Here is a 15,914-nt window from a genome sequence, read left to right on the forward strand (position 1 = left end):
CCGCAAATGGCCACAACCCATTGATTCTGAATATGTAGGTCTAGGCGACGGTCAGCCACTATTGCTGATCAGCTAAAGCGCTTGAGGGTAGACCTTGCAGTAAGAACGGGAGGACTCGGATTCGAGTCCTCCCGTTTTTTTGTGCGGGCCTAAGCAATTTCGCAATGTCGCGTCGACGTCGCCAGCAAACTAGGGTAATCCGGGATTCTTTATGCTTAAACTTTTGTGAAGAATGAGCGGCAGATGCAGGGCAGCCGCCGCGATGAGGCATCACGGCGGTTCACCGGGGGTGCGCGCGTGACGCACCGTACGCAGGATCGCGCGGTGGCGCCCTATGAGGAGAGTTGCATGCTGCGTAGACATTGCCTGGCCGTGATGATGCTGGCGCTGACTGGCTGGGCGACGGGCAGCCATGCGCAAACGCCGTCGCAGGCGTGGCCCGCCAAGCCGGTGCGTCTGGTCGTGGGTTTGGCGCCTGGCGGGCTGGTCGACGTGCTGGCGCGCACGGTGCAGCCGCATTTGGCCGAAGCCTTGAAGCAGACCGTGATCGTCGAGAACCGGGGCGGTGCGGGCGGCAACGTGGCGGCGGCCGAGGTGGCGCGCAATGGCCAAGACAACCATACCTTCTTGCTCAATCCATCGACGACCGAATCGGTAAACCCGTTGATGTTCGCCAGCATGCCATTCGATCCGCAGCGGGACCTGCGGCCGGTCGCCTTGCTGGCCAACAGCCAGTTGTTCCTGTTCGTCCGGTCCTCGCTGGGCGTCGATACGCTCGAGGCGTTCGTCGAATACGCCCGTAAGCGGCCCGAGCCTCTGAACTATGGTTCTGCCGGCAACGGCACGACGCCGCACCTGGCTGGCGAGCTGCTCAAGCAGGCTACCGGCATGCAGGCCACCCATGCGCCGTATCGCGGCGTGGCGCCGGCGATACAAGACCTGGCCGCCGGCCAGATCGACTTCGCGTTTGGACCGGCTACGGTCTTTCCCATGGTGCAAGCGGGCAAGCTGAAGGTGCTGGCGGTGGCGAGCCGGCAACGGGCCGCCGTGGCGCCCGACATACGAACCTTTTCCGAGGTAGGCATCGACGGCGTTTTCGCGGACAGCCTTTTTGGCGTGTATGCCGCCGCCGGCACCCGTGATGACGTGGTTGATCGCATGAACGCCGAAATCAACAAGGTGCTGGCGCGGCCTGAGATCCAGACGCGCTTCCTGGACGCTGGCGCCGAGGCGCTGCCGTTGAGCCTGGCCGACTATGCCGCGCGGGTGCAGGACGAGAAAAAGCTGTTCGCCCCGTTGATGAAGTCGTTGGGGTTGAAGGAACAGTAGTTGGATCGACGATACGATCGAACGCCTGGGTCAGGCCTACTCACAATCCCATCTGCCCCCGTACCAGCGCCAGGTACTCGGGATCGTCCATCTGCTTGCGCGCCGCGATGATCTGCCTGGCATCTTCGCCGGCGATGTAGCGCAGTTGCTGGGTCCCGTCGGTGGCGGCTTCCCAGATGGTTTGCGCCACGACGACCGGCTCGGAGCCGCTGGCGGCGATTGTGCCAAATGCCCCCATCACTGCCTCGACGACGGGGTGGTATTCGGTCAGGCTCGGATCGAGGTTCATGTCGAATGAGCTGGTGGCGAAGTTGGTGTTGATGACGCCGGGCTCGACCAGCTTGATGCTGACCCCGATGGAAGCGAGCTCATAGGAGAGTGCTTCACTCATTCCTTCGACCGCGAATTTCGAGCCGTGGTAGAGCGTGCCCAGCGGGAAGGTGATTTTTCCGCCCATCGAGGAAATGTTGATGATCGTGCCTTGGCCGCGCTGGCGGAAGTGAGGCAGGATGGCTTGCATGGCCAGCATGGTGCCGATGACGTTGACGTCGTACTGCCGGCGCATCTTGTGCTCGGGCGTGGCCTCCAGCAGCCCATACGAGCCGTAGCCGGCATTGTTGAGCAGGACGTCGATGTTGCCGAAGCGCGAGATGCCTGCGGCGATGGCGGCGTCGATGGTGTCTTTCTTGGTGACGTCGAGCTGGGTGACCAGCACGTTGTCGAGCGCGTTGAGTTCCTGGTCCTGCTCTGGGCGGGAGCGAACGGTGGCGACGACGTTCCATCCGCGTTCCTGGAAGTATTTGGCGGTCATGCGGCCGATGCCGCTGCTGCAGCCGGTGATGAGTATGGTTTGGCGGGTCATGGGGTTGGCTCCTTCAAGTGTCGAGGGTCGACGGGGCGCGTTCCAAGAGATGGTGCGTCGCTGGTGGCGCCGCCGTAAAACACACTTTAAAAAGCAGGCCGCGACAGCGCTCTAGCGATTCGCGCCAATCTCGATGCAAGCCGCGCCAGCCTGGCGCTGGCGAATCCGAAAGGCGTCGAGTGGCGTGGTTTGCTGACGATGTGGCGCAATTTGAATTAGGCGGAACGCTCGGGTTCTCTATACTTTGCGCATGATCGGGGAAGGGCATGCGCCCCTTCGAATGACGATAGAGTTCCGGCGATGCAAACCAAAACCTTTTCCCTGGACATCGGCTGGCAGGCGCTGCTGAAGGATCTGGGTGTCCGGTCCGGACACGTGCTGCGCCGCGCAGGGCTGCCAGACGATTTGCTGTCCCGCGGCGGCAACGGCTTGTCGACGGAAGCGTATTTCCGCTTCTGGAACGCTCTGGAGGCCGAAACGGGCGATGTCATGTTCCCCTTGCGCATCGTCGAGGCTTTGTCGGCCGAGTCGTTCAGCCCGCCGTTGTTCGCTGCGCTGTGCAGCGCCAATCTCATGCAGGCGGTGCAGCGCCTTGCGAAGTACAAGCAACTTGTGGCGCCGATGAGCCTGGAACTGGACGTGGGCAAGGCTGGCGAGCTGTCGGTGGAGCCTCGTTGGCTCCCGGCGCCTGCCGAGGTGCCGTACTCGTTGCAGGTGGCCGAGATCGCATTCTTCCTGCGGTTGGCGCGACTGGCGACCCGGGAGCCGGTCAATGCGCTGCGGGCGACGCTGCCGCGACTGCCGCCCAGCGACTATGCCCGGCGCTATGAGAGTTTCTTTGGCGTATCGCTGCAAGCGGGGATGGGCCCGAGCATTACGTTTTCGGCGGCGGATGTCTCGCGCCCGTTTCTTACGGTGAATGAAGGCATGTGGCGCGTATTCGAGCCCGACCTTCGCCGCCGGCTCAGTGAGCTCGATGCCACGGCGACGACGGCGGAGCGCGTGCGCGCGGTGCTGCTGGAGCTGCTGCCCGGCAACGCTGCCACCATCGAGAGGACGGCCGAGCGCCTGGGCTTGAGCAAGCGCACGTTGCAGCGCCGCCTGGAATCCGAAGGGGAGAGCTTTCGGGGGCTGGTCAATGCCACACGCGAGAGCCTGGCCCGCCACTACCTGGAAAACACGCCGATGTCGGGCGGCGAAATCGCCTTTCTGCTGGGGTTCGAAGATCCGAATTCCTTTTATCGCGCCTTTCAGGACTGGACCGGGCAGACCCCGGACAGTGCGCGCCATGCCGGGCGCCTGAATTGAGAGGAGCCTCATCATGTCCACGCTAGCCGATCAACGAAGAGTATTGCTCGCCGGCGCCTCAGGCCTGGTGGGCGGCCGGATCCTGCAGGCGTTGCTGATGGACCGGACGGTTGCCAAGGTGCATGCCCTGGGCCGCCGGGCGCTGCCGGTCAGTCATCCCAAGCTCCAGGTGCACGTGGTGGATTTCGGCAATTTACCTGTGCTGCCACCTGCCGACGAGGTGTATCTGGCGCTGGGGACGACCATCAAGGTGGCGGGCAGCCAGGAGGCGTTCCGCGCCGTGGATCTGTCGGCCAATCTGGCGACGGCCAGGGCTGCGTACGCTGCCGGTGCCCGGCGAGCGGGGTTGGTGAGCGCGGTCGGGGCGAACTCGCAATCGTCGGTGTTCTATAACCGCGTCAAGGGCGAGTTGGAGGACGCTCTGAAAGCGCTGGGGCTGACGGCGCTGGTGATCGCTCAACCCTCGTTGTTGCTGGATTATCGGGAGGGACTGCAGCAGCCGCCGCGCATTGGGGAGCGGATCGCAATCCCGGTCGCGAAGTTGCTCGCGCCGTTGCTGCCTGGCGCATATCGCCCTGTGCGCGCGGAGGCGGTGGCGCAGGCGCTGGTCAAGACGGTGCCGACGGCCGAAGGCGTGGTGGTACTGCCGTCCAATGTGCTCGCGCAGATGGGTGAAGCGCGCTGACCGGGCAGGCCGAGCTTGCTCGGGTTTTGACGCTGTCTTCGCCGCGGCCGCCCTTTCGTTGCGTAGCACCTGCTGCATGGAGGACCAAGTACGCCTGGCGGCCCCATGTGTGGGTCGGCATGTAGTCTGACTGCATTTTGTCGAGCGGCGGCTTTTGGCGTTGGAAAACCAAATCTTCTGCATCGGACGGAGCTCTGATCAAAAGCGGGCATTGAATGAGGTCCCGCGACCACAAGGCTCGGTCGACGGACAAGCGACCCGATTCCCTTCTGTCATTCTATTTTCACGGCAATTAATGAATTGATTATCGCCGCCATAAATCGCGTGGCCGATAGTGATTTTATTAACGTCAATGCCGGAACTAATGATGTTTTTTGGGGTGGCGGCGGAGGATTATCTTTGCATTCTCCTGGCGGAAGCATTTTGAATAGTATGACGTAATGGAATACTGCTCAAGCATATTGGAAATTGACAGAATACCGGGGCGACTTCAATCTTCAAGCCATGGAGTTTCATTTATGCGTTGATTTTCCACTGCTCCCAAAGGAGACAACTATGCGTGAACCCACGCCCGAATTGGTGGCGCGCCGTCGCAAGCTGGTCGAAGAAACCATGGCGCGCGTCCGGGCCATCGAACAAGACCATGGCCAGACTCGCCACGCTCTTGAGGCCATCAAGAACGAATTGCTTTCACTGGCGCGCCATAGCGATGTTTTCGTCACCACGGAGTTCAAGCCAGCCGTGCGCGGCACGTTCAAGGATTTCGTCGCCTACCGCCTGAACGACGATGACGGCACCGGCCGCGCCTTATATCTCTCGCTGGCGCTGCCTGGAAAATCCAGCCCGCCGCATAACCACAAGAACTGGGCGGTGCTGGTCGGGATGGTGGGCGCGGAGGAAAACCGGCTGTACGAAGTCGACAGCTCGGGTGAATTCCGGCAGAGGGAGACCGTCATGGTCGGACCCGGCGTGGGCGTCGCCTTGCTGGGCGAGGACATCCACAGCATTCACGTGCAGGGCGTAGGCGACGAGCCCGTGTGGCAGCTGCGGTTCTACGAGCGCGCGCTGGAAGCCCAGGTCGATCGTGAACAGTTCGACCCCAGTGGCAAGCGGCAGACCTTCCCGCCGAATCCGAACGTCAAGCCAACGTAAGCGCGCGAACCGCTGGAAGGGGAAAAGAATGAAACGACGTGAACTCTTGAGTCTCTGTAGTAAATCCGTGATTGCACTGGGCTGTGCTGGTCTTCCGGGGATGTTGCGAGCCCAGCGTCGTTTCCCGGCGAAGGTCCTCACTTATATCGTGGCGTATACGCCGGGTTCCGCCAACGACATTCTGGTGCGAATTCTTGCGCCGGAGCTGGGCCAGCAGTTGGGGCAGAACATCATTGTGGACAATAAGCCGGGAGCGGGAGGCAGCATCGGCATGGCTGCGGTGGCGCACGCCCGGCCGGACGGATATACGCTCGGGCTGGGGTCGACGGCCACGATGGCGATCAACCGGGCGCTCTACAAGAATCTGCCCTATGACCCGCTGCGGGATTTTGCGTCAGTGGTGAAGTTTGCTTCTACCCCGAACGTGCTGGTGGTTCCGGCCGCCGGTCCGGTAAAGACGCTGAAGGACCTTAAACCCCGCGATGGCAAGTCGCTGATGTTCAGCTCGCCCGGCAATGGCACAACCCAGCACCTGGCGGGCGTGCTGTTCAGCAGCGAAACCAAGCTCCAGACTGAACACATCCCGTATCGCGGTCCAGCGGAGTCGGTAATGGCGGTGGCTTCGGGCGAGGTCGATTTTTCGATGGCGTCGCTGCCTTCGGCGCTGGCACAGATTAAGGCGGGGCGGCTGCGAGTGCTGGGCTGTACTTCGCTCAAGCCTCCACCGAGCCTGCCGGACGCGCGGTCTCTGGCGGACATGGGCTTGCCGGGCTTTGAGCGTACGGAGGTGTGGTTCGGATTGGTCGTGCCGACCAGCACGCCTGCGGATGCCGTCGAGGCGCTCGAGCAGGCTTCGATTCGCACACTGGCCTCCGCCAGGATCCGCGAGCAACTGGAGCAAGCGGGGTATCAGCCGGCGAATCCCAAAGATGAGGGAAAGTTCGACCCGTTTGTGCGAGAGCAGGTCGCGTTCTGGGCAGATCTGGTCAAGCAGGCTGGCGCGTCCATAGATTGAGCGCGAACAGATAGCGAATCAATTGGGCAAAGGGGACAGGAATGGTTGGGGAAGCAGTCAGTGCAGAGTGGCTGAAGCGGTGTCTGGAAAGCGGCGCGGAGTGCGCCGTGGTTGATCCAAGAGAGGAAGGGGCGCATTCGGTGTCGCCGCATCTGTTCCACGCGGTGAACCTTCCGCTGTCGCAATTGGAACTGCGGGCGCCCAGGTTGTTTCCCCGCCGCGATGTGCCCCTAGTCGTCGCTGGCGCGGGCGATGAGCTGGACCGGCGCGCGCTGCATCGGCTACGTGAGCTCGGCTATTCGGGCGCGGTCCTGCTCAAGGGCGGTTCGCCGTCGTGGGGAGAGTTGGGCCTACCTTTGTTCACGGGCTTCAACACGGCCAGCAAAGCATTCGGGGAGTATGTCGAGCATGGTTGCAGCACGCCCTCGATTTCAGCTGATGAATTGAAGGCCATGCAGGAGTCCGGCCAGCGAGTGGTGATTATGGACAGCCGCACGCCCGCCGAGCACGAGCGGGCGACGATTCCCGGTTCGGTGAGCACGCCGGGGGCAGAGCTGGTGCTGCGCTACGCGGAGCTGGCGGACGACCCGACGACGACGTTGGTGGTCAATTGCGCCGGCCGCACGCGCAGCATCATCGGCGCGCAGTCGTTGATCAATGCGGGTGTGCCCAATCCCGTCTATGCCTTGCGCAACGGCACGATGGGTTGGTCGCTGGCGGGCCATCAGATCGAGACCCGATCATCGCGCCGCGCGCCGGAGCCGAGCGCTAAGGCCCTGGAGGTGGCGCGCCGCCGAGCGGTGGCGATACGCGAGCGTTTTCGCATCGGCGAGATCGACGCGGCGGAGTGCTACCGCCTACTCGAAAGCGGCGAGCGGTCGGTCTATCTGTTCGACGTGCGCTCGCAGGAGGAGTTCGAAGCGGGACATCCGGCGCACGCTGTTCATGCGCCCGGCGGCCAGCTGGTGCAGGCGACGGATACCTATGTGGCAGTGCGCAATGCACGCATCGTGTTGTACGACCCGCACGGGGTGCGCGACGTGATGACGGCCTCGTGGCTGCGTCAGATGGGGCACGCTGACGTGCTTACCTTGCGCGCCGCAACAGTGGACGCTGCAAGCCTCGTCAGCGGTCCGCAGGCGGCGATTGTCGCGGGGCTGGAGGGTGTTCAGGCTCGTTGGCTGGCTCCCGCCGAGGCGGCGAGCCGATTGGATGAGTGCGAGATCATCGATTTGAGCAGCTACCGGGATTACCAGGCAGGGCATCTGCCGGGCGCGCGCTGGCTCACCCGGTCCAGATTGGCCGATGCATTGAGCCCGCTGCCGCCAGGCCGTCCGCTGTTGCTGGTGTCGCCGGACCATGTGCTCGCGGAGCTCGGCTATGCGGACGTGGCTGGTCAGACCGACAGGGACGTGTATGTCCTGCGGGGTGGCATGAAACGTTGGCGCCAGGAGGGCTTGCCGCTGGAAGAGGGCGAGGGCCATCCCCTGCACGAGCCCGACGACGCTTTTGTGAAGCCATTCGAGGCCAAGGATCGCGAGGCCGCGATGCGTGCCTATCTGGGCTGGGAAGTGGGCTTGCTTGATGCGGTGCAGCACCATCCCGCCGTGCATTTCGACTTGTACAAGGCCTGAGCCTCTGATAGAGCTTTCTCTACCTACAGGAGGAGAAAGACGATATGAATCTCAGGCAGATCGAAGCGTTTCTGGCGGTGGTTGACCTGGGGACGGTGACGCGAGCGGCGGAGTCCATGTATGTGACGCAATCGGCCGTGAGCCGATTGTTGGCCCGCCTGGAACGGGAGGTGGGATTCCAGCTGTTCGACCGCCGCCAGGGGGTGATGGTGCCGACCGTCGAGGCCAGGGCGTTGCATGTCGAGGCCATGCGCTCGTACATCGGTTTGAAGGATATTCAGCTAGCAGCTCAGCGCATTGCGCAGATCGGCAGCGGCACCTTAAAGATTTGCGTCATGAATTCACTGCAGCAGGGAGCCTTGCCCAAGCTGGTGACGGCATTCATGCGCGAACATCCGGGAATTACGGTGATGTTCGATGTGCAGCGACATTACGACGTGGTGTATGCGGTTTCACGCGGCAGCGCGGAGATCGGTTTTGCGACGCTGCCGGTGGATCACCCGGACATTGAGTCGTTGCCGATCGCGCGTACGCCGGCGGTGTGCCTGCTGCCCGCCGGGCATCCCTTGGCGGAGCTGGAAACGATAGGGCCGATGGACTTGCAAGGAGTCGATTTCATCAATGTGCCACGCAAGCGCTTCAACGACCGGATCACCCGCGTGCACGATCGGATCACGCGCATCCTGGACGCCCACGGAGTCCGGCCGCGGATGCGTATCGAGGCGGGCACGATGCTCGCCGCCATGGCACTGGTGGAGGCTGGTGCCGGGGCTTTTGTAGTCGATGCCTTTACGTTGGGTGCCGTTCGCGATGCCAATGTCGTGATCAGGCCTTTCCATCCGGAAGTCATCGTCGAGGTAGGGGCGCTGTACTCCAGCTCCCAGCCGCTTTCCATCCTGGCATCCAAATTCTTGGATTACTGCCGGGCATTTCAACAACAGACAGAGACAACATGAATGCATCCCTGCCCGTAGCGGCATCCCAGACGACCGATATCCGTCCTCCTTCCGACCGCAAGGCGGTTGACGAGGTTGCCCGGATACTGAAGGCGGAAAATACTGAGCTGCTGTTCTGCTTTCCGATCAATTCGCTCATCGACGCGGCTACCGCGGCGGGCATACGTCCAGTGGTGGCGCGGACCGAGCGCGCCGTGGTCGGCATGGCCGATGGGTACGCCCGGGCCAGCCTAGGCGAGCGGGTGGGGGTGTGTGCGGTGCAGTACGGGCCGGGGTGCGAGAACGCTTTCGGCGCCATGGCGCAGGCCTATTCCGACTCGTCTCCGGTGCTGATGCTGCCGGGCGGGGTGAACGAGTCACGCCTGGATGTGCGGCCCAATTTTGAAACGGCCAAGCACTATCAGAACATCACCAAATGGGTCGCGCGCATCAACCGGCCGGACCGGGTGGGCGAAATGCTGCGACGCGCCTACACTGGCCTGCGCAACGGCCGGCGCGGTCCGGTGGCGCTGGAATTGCCGATGGACGTGATGGAACAGCCCATCGGCGCGTCGGCGTCCCGGCATGCGCCCATCAGGGCGATTCGCACACTGTGCGACCCGGATGTCGTGCGAGAGGCATGCCGCCAGTTGCTGGCCGCGGAACGCCCCATCTTGCACGCTGGCGCTGGTGTATTGCAGTCGCAGGCTACGCCTGAACTTGTGGAACTGGCCGAACTGCTCTCGATTCCGACGATGACGACGCTGTCCGGCAAGAGCGGCTTTCCAGAGATGCATCCGCTGGCGCTGGGCAGCGGCGGCATGGCGTGGCCGGCGACAGTGTCGCATGGGCTGCGGCACGCCGACTTGATTTTCGGCATCGGCGCGAGTCTGACCAAATCGGTGTTTGCGGCGCCGCTACCGGCAGGAAAGCGGGCGATTCAGTTGGCGGTTGACGAGTCGGACCTGAATAAGGACTATCCGCTGGACTTCGCCCTCCTGGGCGATGCCAGGCTCGTGCTGAGGCAGATGATAGACATGTTGAAGGGCGAGTTCGGCGCGCGGCCAGACCGGGACCGGACTGCACGGATCGGCGCCGAGCTGGACACCATCCGTCAGGCGTGGCTCAAGGCCTGGCACGACAAGCTCACGTCGGACTCGACCCCCATCAATCCGTACCGCGTCGTGCATGATCTTCAGATCGCCTGGGCGGAGCGCGACGTCATCATTACGCATGACGCGGGTAGTCCGCGCGACCAGTTGAGTCCGTTCTACCGCTGCCGCCGGCCGGGGGAGTATATGGGTTGGGGGCGCTCTACCCATCTGGGTTATAGCCTGCCGCTGGCCCTTGGCGCCAAGATGGCGCGGCCTGAAGCGCTGGTGGCGCACCTGCTGGGCGACGCGGCGTTCGGGGAGTGCGCCATGGACCTGGAGACGGCCGTGCGGAACCAGATCGGCACGGTGACGCTCCTGATGAACAACGGCTGCATGGGCGGCTATGACAAGCACATGCCGCTATCGAGCACGACCCATCGTACCCGCTATCTGTCAGGCGACTACGAGATGATTGCGCGGGGCCTGGGCGCCTGGACGGCGCGTGTGGAGGACCCCCGCACGCTGATCGACAAGCTGCGCGAGGCCGCGAGAGTCGCCGACACGGGGCGCCCCGCGGTTCTGGAGATCATGACCGCCGAAGAGAAGGCACTGTCGCAGGAGGCTCCCTGACTGTCCCGTCCGCGTGGGTGTAAGGGGGGCGTCGCGCGGGGAGACATCGCCGGGCGCGTCGCTCGGCAAATGAAAAAAGGCGCCCCGGCGCCTTTTTCATGACTACTCGGTGCGCAGAGGACAGTCCAACTACTGCTTCGGCATTCTCCGCACACCCTACGGTTTCAGCTCCGAATCAACCCAAGAGTTCCTTGCGAACAATCTCCGCGCCTTCGCTCAAAGCGAGCAACTTGCCGTGCGCAATGGCGCGCGACAGCGGCGCCATGCCGCAGTTCGTGCAGGGATACAGCTTGTCGGCATCGACGAACTTCAGGGCCTTGCGCAAGGTGTTGGCCACTTCCTCCGGCGTTTCAATCTTGTCGCTCGCCACGTCAATGGCGCCGACCATCACTTTCTTGCCACGAATGAGTTCAATCAGATCGATTGGAACATGGGAGTTGTGGCATTCCAGGGAGATGATGTCGATATTGGATTGCTGCAGCTTGGGGAAGGATTCCTCGTATTGACGCCACTCGGACCCCAGCGTTTTTTTCCAGTCGGTGTTGGCCTTGATGCCGTAGCCATAGCAGATATGCACGGCGGTTTCGCACTTGAGGCCTTCGATTGCCCGTTCCAGGGTGGCGATGCCCCAGTCGTTCACCTCGTCGAAGAAGACGTTGAACGCAGGCTCGTCGAATTGGATGATGTCCACGCCGGCGGCCTCCAGCTCACGGGCCTCCTGGTTGAGGATCTTGGCGAATTCCCAAGCCAGCTTTTCCCGGCTCTTGTAGTGGGCGTCGTACAGCGTGTCGATCATCGTCATGGGGCCGGGCAGGGCCCATTTGATGGGCTGCTTGGTCTGCTCGCGCAGGAACTTGGCGTCTTCGACGAAAACAGGCTTTTGGCGGCTCACGGCGCCAACGACGGTCGGGACGCTTGCGTCGTAGCGATCGCGGATCCTGACGGTTTCGCGCTTTTCGAAATCGACGCCGTCGAGATGCTCGATGAACGTGGTGACGAAATGCTGGCGGGTCTGCTCGCCATCGCTGACGATGTCGATGCCTGCGTGTTGCTGTTCTTGCAAGGCCAGGCGCAAGGCGTCCTGTTTGCCTTCGGTCAGTTCGTCGTCCTGCAATTTCCAGGGCGACCAGAGCTTTTCAGGTTGAGCGAGCCAGGAAGGTTTGGGCAGGCTGCCGGCGGTAGAGGTGGGCAGTAGTTTTTTCATGATTGGTGATTCCGTGTGTTTGGGTGATTAACGCGCGTAGTTGGCTGCCCAGGTTTCGAGCACGTTCTTGTACGGCTTGATGAAGTGCTCTTCCGTGAACTTGCCCTGCTTGACGGCCAGTTGGCTGCGTTCTTCCCGGTCATAGACGATCTGGGTCAACGAGTAGTCCTGGTTCTGCAGGCTCGGCTGATAGAGCTTGCCGGCCGCGGAATTGGCGTTGTAGATCTCGGGGCGGTAGATCTTCTGGAAGGTTTCCATCGTGCTGATGATGCTGATCAGCTCAAGGTTGGTGTAGTGGCCAAGCAGATCGCCCTGGAAATAGAACGCCAGGGGCGCGGCGCTGCCCGGCGGCATGAAGTAACGAACCTGCAAGCCCATTTTTTCGAAGTACTGGTCGGTCGACGAGAATTCGTTTTGTTGATACTCGACGCCCAGGATGGGGTGCTGGTTTTCGGTCCGATGGTAGGTCTTGCTGCTTGAGGCGCTGATGCAGATCACCGGCGGCTTGCTGAACTGCTCCTTGTATGCGCTGGAGTTCACAAAGTGCTTGAACAGCTTTCCGTGCAGGTCGCCGAAATCCTCAGGCGTGCTGAACGTGGGTTTATTGTGGTTGTGCTCCGGCAGCAGCACGCTGAAGTCGTAGTCGCGCACGTAGGACGAGAAATTGTTCCCGACGATGCCCTCGATGCGTTCGTTGTTGGTTCTGTCGACGATGTTCGTCTTCAGGATCTCGATCAGCGGAAAGGCGGCGCTGTTGCCTTCGGCTCCCATATTCATTTCAACGGAAATGATGTCGAGTTCGACAGCGTAGCGATCGCCCTTGGGGTTGTCCCAATGCGCCAGGCTATTGAAGCGTTTGTCGATCATCCGCAGGGTGTTGCGCAGATTCTCCTGGCGACTCGTTCCCCTGGCCAGGTTGGCAAAGTTGGTCGTTATGCGCGTGCTGTCTGACGGTTGATAATTTTCGTCAAAGCGGATGCTCTTGATGTTGAAAGTGAAGTCGTTGCTCATTTTGATGTGGTGCGCTGATTTCTGTGAAAAGTGTCGGCAGAGACTTGACGCCGTTTTTAATGGGCGCAAGGCGCTACAACTGCGTCTTGCGCCGGGCGTTCAAAGGGCATTGCCGGGTTGGAGGCGCCGGCAGCGGCTGCCGGGCCGGCGGTCCGGGTGTGGTCAGGCAGCGACCACTTCTTCCGCGGTGGCGGCTTGCGGTTGGCGCATCAATTCAACGAAGGGCAAGGCCCGTTGGATCGCCAGCCTGGCCCGCTCGATCAGGGCTTCGTCCTGCAGGCGGTAGCCGGCGAAGTCCTTGTCGGTCGCGTAGACGCCCAGCGGCAGGGTGCGGGCCTGGAAGAAGCTGAACAGGGGCCGCAACTGGTGATCGATCATCAGGGCGTGGCGTTCGCTGCCGCCGGTGGCCGCCAGCATGACGGGCTTGTCGATCAAGGCGTCCTGATCGATGAAGTCGAAAAAGTGTTTGAACAGCCCCGTATACGAGCCACGGTAGACCGGGGTTGTTACCACGACGACGTCAGCTTGCTCGACCGTGGCCAGTTCCCGCTCTACCGCGTCGGGCAGTTGCGAACGCCAAACCGCGCCAGCGAGTTGCGGGGCGAGTTGACCCAATTCAACCAAGTGCTGTTTACATGGGACTTCGCAGGCGATCAGGTCCAGCAGGTGCTGTGCCAGGGCGGCGGATTTGGAGGGGCGTTGCAGTCCGCCGGAAACGGCTACTAGACGGAGTGGACGAGTCATCTTGCTTCACATGAATGGGTCTGTGCGGTGCCGCGCCTGCTTTTGTGCAGGTGCAGCAGAGGCTGGCAGCGGATACTAGAGGAGGGTAATGATGAAGTAAAATGGTTTTATTTCACGAATCCATGAGCAGGAATCATCTGAATGCTTGAGCGCATCCACCTCAGCATCGTCCAGCAGGTCGAGAAGCAAGGGTCTTTGACGGCCGCTGCGGGCGTGTTGAACCTGACCCAGTCGGCCTTGAGCCACAGCATGAAGAAGCTGGAAGTGCAACTGGGCACCGACGTTTGGCTGCGCGAAGGCCGGAGCCTGCGCTTGACCCAGGCCGGCCAATACCTGCTGGCGGTGGCCAACCGCGTGCTGCCGCAACTGGATCTGGCCGAAGAGCGCCTAGGCCAGTTTGCGCAGGGCGAGCGCGGCGCGCTGCGCATTGGCATGGAATGCCACCCTTGCTACCAATGGCTGCTCAAGGTGGTTTCCCCGTATCTGGCTGCCTGGCCCGACGTGGATGTGGACGTCAAGCAGAAGTTCCAGTTCGGGGGGATCGGCGCGCTTTTCGGGTACGAGATCGACCTGCTGGTCACGCCCGACCCATTATTCAAGCCGGGCCTGAAGTTCGAGCCCGTGTTCGACTATGAGCAGGTACTGGTCGTGGCCAAGGGCCATGCCCTGGCTTCGGTGGCATACGTGAAACCTCAGCAGTTGACCCAGGAAGTGCTCATCAGCTACCCCGTGGACATCGAGCGCCTGGACATCTACAACCAGTTCCTGCTGCCGGCCGGTGTCACGCCCAGGCGCCACAAAGCCATTGAAACCACGGACATCATGGTGCAGATGGTGGCGAGCGGCCGTGGCGTGGCCGCTCTGCCGCGCTGGCTGGTCGAGGAGTACGCGGCCAGGATGGACGTGGTGCCCGTGAGGCTGGGCGCGCGCGGTATCGCCAAGCAGATATTCCTGGGCGCGCGCGAGGCCGACACTGCGATTGACTACGTGCGGGCCTTCATCGAACTGGCCCGCCAATCAGCCACCGTCTCCGCCATTGCGCAAGGGAGCGAGGTCGGCGAGGTCCGCTAAAGCGGGACCTGCTGCCGGTCACGGCGGGCAGGCCCCTACGCCAGCCAGGCGTTACGGACGCGCCCCGCAAAGGTCCCGTAACAGCGCGATGTCCGGCTGCACTCCCAGGCCCGCCGCATTTCCGAGGTTCGCGCGTCCGTCGACGATCACATCCAATGCCGGGCTGAGAGCCACGCGCAGGGGATTCTCGTTGGAGTCGATTTCCAGCATGCCGCCGGTGCGTCCTTTGGCTGCGAGGACGTGCGCGGACGCGAGCTGGCCGACGCCCGCGCCGAGGAAGTGCGGGCAATAACACAGTCCGGCTTCGTGAATCCTGTCGATGACGGGCAGGCAGCCAGAGATGCCGCCCCATTTGGCCAGATCCGGTTGCACGATGTTCAGGGCCCGGCTGTTGATCATCGTCTCGAAGGCAGCCGCACCGATCAGGTTTTCTCCGGCGGCGAGCGGGATGTCCGTCCTTTCGGCCAGGTGCGTCCATTCGGCCGCCGGGCGGTCGGCCCGTAGGGGCTCCTCCAGCCACATCGGCGCGTACGCGCTCAAATGGCCGGCCATGCGCAGCGCGCCTTCCAGGTCCCAGGCCTGATTGGCGTCCAGCATGAGCTTATTGCCTTGGGGCAGCCGAGCCTGGACCGCCTTGACGTTGGCCAGATCCCGTTCGTCGCCAAAGCCCACCTTGAGCTTGAAGGCGCGATAGCCCTCCGCATGCTTGGCGAGCACCGTGTCCTCGGGACGGTCGGGGTTGATGCCGCTTGCATAGACGCTGATTGTTCCTGATGCGCCGCCCAGGAACTGCCATAGCGGCATGCCCGCCCGCCGGGACAGCATGTCCCACAACGCCAGGTCGATTCCAGCGATCACCTGGGCGATGGGGCCGGGCTCGCCGGATTGGATGGCAAGCACTGCGGTGCGTTCGCTCATGTGGGCAAACGCCGCTTCGGCCGAGGCGTGGGCCTGGCCGACGATCAGCGGCGCCACCACGGTTTCGAGCAGGCGGGCGCGGTGTTCCGCGCCGCAACCCGGGAAATTGCACCAGACCTCGCCCCAGCCTACGGCGCCGTCCCCGTCCTCGACCCGTACCAGCAGGGCGGGGCGGTCAAGCATGGTGCCGAACGAGGTCTGTACTGGGCGCTTGACCGGCCAGCGCAGGACGTAGGCGTCGACGCGCGCCAGCGTGAAAGGTCTGTGGGCCCAGCCTTGATTCGTATTAGGGTTTGTCATGGCATAAAGATGTTAAGTGCTG

Annotated in this window: 14 protein-coding genes; 9 read left to right on the top strand and 5 right to left on the bottom strand. The window is 62.6% G+C overall.

The window, feature by feature from the left end:
• Window positions 1-348: 348 nt before the first annotated feature.
• A complete protein-coding gene (locus VCS63_RS25085; protein ID WP_323881332.1) occupies window positions 349-1,329 on the top strand; it encodes a Bug family tripartite tricarboxylate transporter substrate binding protein in 981 nt (326 codons plus the stop codon).
• Between the two features lie 40 nt (window positions 1,330-1,369).
• Here the strand turns inward: VCS63_RS25085 and VCS63_RS25090 are convergent, their stop codons facing one another.
• Window positions 1,370-2,191 (bottom strand): SDR family oxidoreductase, encoded by an 822-nt coding sequence (locus tag VCS63_RS25090; protein WP_323881334.1) that lies wholly within the window; start codon window positions 2,189-2,191, stop codon window positions 1,370-1,372.
• A gap of 300 nt (window positions 2,192-2,491) precedes the next feature.
• On the opposite strand from VCS63_RS25090, the gene VCS63_RS25095 reads away from it, so the two are divergent.
• From VCS63_RS25095 to VCS63_RS25125, 7 genes are all read left to right on the top strand, one after another.
• A complete protein-coding gene (locus VCS63_RS25095; protein WP_323881336.1) occupies window positions 2,492-3,499 on the top strand; it encodes an AraC family transcriptional regulator in 1,008 nt (335 codons plus the stop codon).
• Window positions 3,500-3,512: 13 nt separating this feature from the next.
• Window positions 3,513-4,184: a nucleoside-diphosphate sugar epimerase gene (locus VCS63_RS25100; RefSeq protein WP_323881338.1), complete on the top strand. Its 672-nt coding sequence runs from the start codon at window positions 3,513-3,515 to the stop codon at window positions 4,182-4,184.
• A gap of 555 nt (window positions 4,185-4,739) precedes the next feature.
• Window positions 4,740-5,336: a hypothetical protein gene (locus tag VCS63_RS25105; RefSeq protein ID WP_112965734.1), complete on the top strand. Its 597-nt coding sequence runs from the start codon at window positions 4,740-4,742 to the stop codon at window positions 5,334-5,336.
• A 28-nt stretch (window positions 5,337-5,364) separates the two neighbouring features.
• On the top strand, window positions 5,365-6,351 hold the full coding sequence (locus VCS63_RS25110) for a Bug family tripartite tricarboxylate transporter substrate binding protein (protein WP_063962310.1): 987 nt from the start codon (window positions 5,365-5,367) through the stop codon (window positions 6,349-6,351).
• A 41-nt stretch (window positions 6,352-6,392) separates the two neighbouring features.
• Window positions 6,393-7,985 carry a rhodanese-like domain-containing protein gene (locus VCS63_RS25115; RefSeq protein ID WP_323881339.1) on the top strand — a complete coding sequence of 531 codons (1,593 nt, stop codon included), beginning with the start codon at window positions 6,393-6,395 and terminating at the stop codon, window positions 7,983-7,985.
• A gap of 44 nt (window positions 7,986-8,029) precedes the next feature.
• A complete protein-coding gene (locus VCS63_RS25120) occupies window positions 8,030-8,941 on the top strand; it encodes a LysR family transcriptional regulator (RefSeq protein ID WP_104653572.1) in 912 nt (303 codons plus the stop codon).
• Window positions 8,938-10,644, top strand: coding sequence for a thiamine pyrophosphate-requiring protein (locus tag VCS63_RS25125; RefSeq protein ID WP_149064391.1), 1,707 nt, complete (start codon window positions 8,938-8,940; stop codon window positions 10,642-10,644). Before VCS63_RS25120 ends, VCS63_RS25125 begins: the two co-directional genes overlap by 4 nt.
• 175 nt (window positions 10,645-10,819) lie before the next feature.
• Here the strand turns inward: VCS63_RS25125 and VCS63_RS25130 are convergent, their stop codons facing one another.
• From VCS63_RS25130 to msuE, 3 genes are all read right to left on the bottom strand, one after another.
• A complete protein-coding gene (locus tag VCS63_RS25130) occupies window positions 10,820-11,848 on the bottom strand; it encodes a methionine synthase (protein ID WP_323881342.1) in 1,029 nt (342 codons plus the stop codon).
• Between the two features lie 27 nt (window positions 11,849-11,875).
• A complete protein-coding gene (locus VCS63_RS25135; protein ID WP_323881345.1) occupies window positions 11,876-12,859 on the bottom strand; it encodes a DUF1852 domain-containing protein in 984 nt (327 codons plus the stop codon).
• Window positions 12,860-13,021: 162 nt separating this feature from the next.
• Window positions 13,022-13,603 (bottom strand): FMN reductase, encoded by a 582-nt coding sequence (gene msuE, locus VCS63_RS25140; RefSeq protein WP_063962321.1) that lies wholly within the window; start codon window positions 13,601-13,603, stop codon window positions 13,022-13,024.
• A 141-nt stretch (window positions 13,604-13,744) separates the two neighbouring features.
• On the opposite strand from msuE, the gene VCS63_RS25145 reads away from it, so the two are divergent.
• Window positions 13,745-14,674: a LysR family transcriptional regulator gene (locus tag VCS63_RS25145; RefSeq protein ID WP_063640000.1), complete on the top strand. Its 930-nt coding sequence runs from the start codon at window positions 13,745-13,747 to the stop codon at window positions 14,672-14,674.
• Between the two features lie 51 nt (window positions 14,675-14,725).
• Here the strand turns inward: VCS63_RS25145 and VCS63_RS25150 are convergent, their stop codons facing one another.
• A complete protein-coding gene (locus tag VCS63_RS25150) occupies window positions 14,726-15,892 on the bottom strand; it encodes a mandelate racemase/muconate lactonizing enzyme family protein (RefSeq protein WP_063962322.1) in 1,167 nt (388 codons plus the stop codon).
• Between the last annotated feature and the right edge of the window lie 22 nt (window positions 15,893-15,914).

It is taken from the genome of Achromobacter sp. D10, from assembly GCF_035282245.1.
In the GTDB taxonomy this organism is placed as follows: domain Bacteria; phylum Pseudomonadota; class Gammaproteobacteria; order Burkholderiales; family Burkholderiaceae_B; genus Achromobacter; species Achromobacter insolitus.

Excerpts from the sequence above, each read along its gene's own strand:
- VCS63_RS25085 (WP_323881332.1), top strand. The coding sequence starts at position 349 with ATGCTGCGTAGACATTGCCTGGCCGTGATGATGCTGGCGCTGACTGGC.
- VCS63_RS25090 (WP_323881334.1), bottom strand. The coding sequence starts at position 2,191 with ATGACCCGCCAAACCATACTCATCACCGGCTGCAGCAGCGGCATCGGC.
- VCS63_RS25095 (WP_323881336.1), top strand. The coding sequence starts at position 2,492 with ATGCAAACCAAAACCTTTTCCCTGGACATCGGCTGGCAGGCGCTGCTG.
- VCS63_RS25100 (WP_323881338.1), top strand. The coding sequence starts at position 3,513 with ATGTCCACGCTAGCCGATCAACGAAGAGTATTGCTCGCCGGCGCCTCA.
- VCS63_RS25105 (WP_112965734.1), top strand. The coding sequence starts at position 4,740 with ATGCGTGAACCCACGCCCGAATTGGTGGCGCGCCGTCGCAAGCTGGTC.
- VCS63_RS25110 (WP_063962310.1), top strand. The coding sequence starts at position 5,365 with ATGAAACGACGTGAACTCTTGAGTCTCTGTAGTAAATCCGTGATTGCA.
- VCS63_RS25115 (WP_323881339.1), top strand. The coding sequence starts at position 6,393 with ATGGTTGGGGAAGCAGTCAGTGCAGAGTGGCTGAAGCGGTGTCTGGAA.
- VCS63_RS25120 (WP_104653572.1), top strand. The coding sequence starts at position 8,030 with ATGAATCTCAGGCAGATCGAAGCGTTTCTGGCGGTGGTTGACCTGGGG.
- VCS63_RS25125 (WP_149064391.1), top strand. The coding sequence starts at position 8,938 with ATGAATGCATCCCTGCCCGTAGCGGCATCCCAGACGACCGATATCCGT.
- VCS63_RS25130 (WP_323881342.1), bottom strand. The coding sequence starts at position 11,848 with ATGAAAAAACTACTGCCCACCTCTACCGCCGGCAGCCTGCCCAAACCT.
- VCS63_RS25135 (WP_323881345.1), bottom strand. The coding sequence starts at position 12,859 with ATGAGCAACGACTTCACTTTCAACATCAAGAGCATCCGCTTTGACGAA.
- msuE (WP_063962321.1), bottom strand. The coding sequence starts at position 13,603 with ATGACTCGTCCACTCCGTCTAGTAGCCGTTTCCGGCGGACTGCAACGC.
- VCS63_RS25145 (WP_063640000.1), top strand. The coding sequence starts at position 13,745 with ATGCTTGAGCGCATCCACCTCAGCATCGTCCAGCAGGTCGAGAAGCAA.
- VCS63_RS25150 (WP_063962322.1), bottom strand. The coding sequence starts at position 15,892 with ATGACAAACCCTAATACGAATCAAGGCTGGGCCCACAGACCTTTCACG.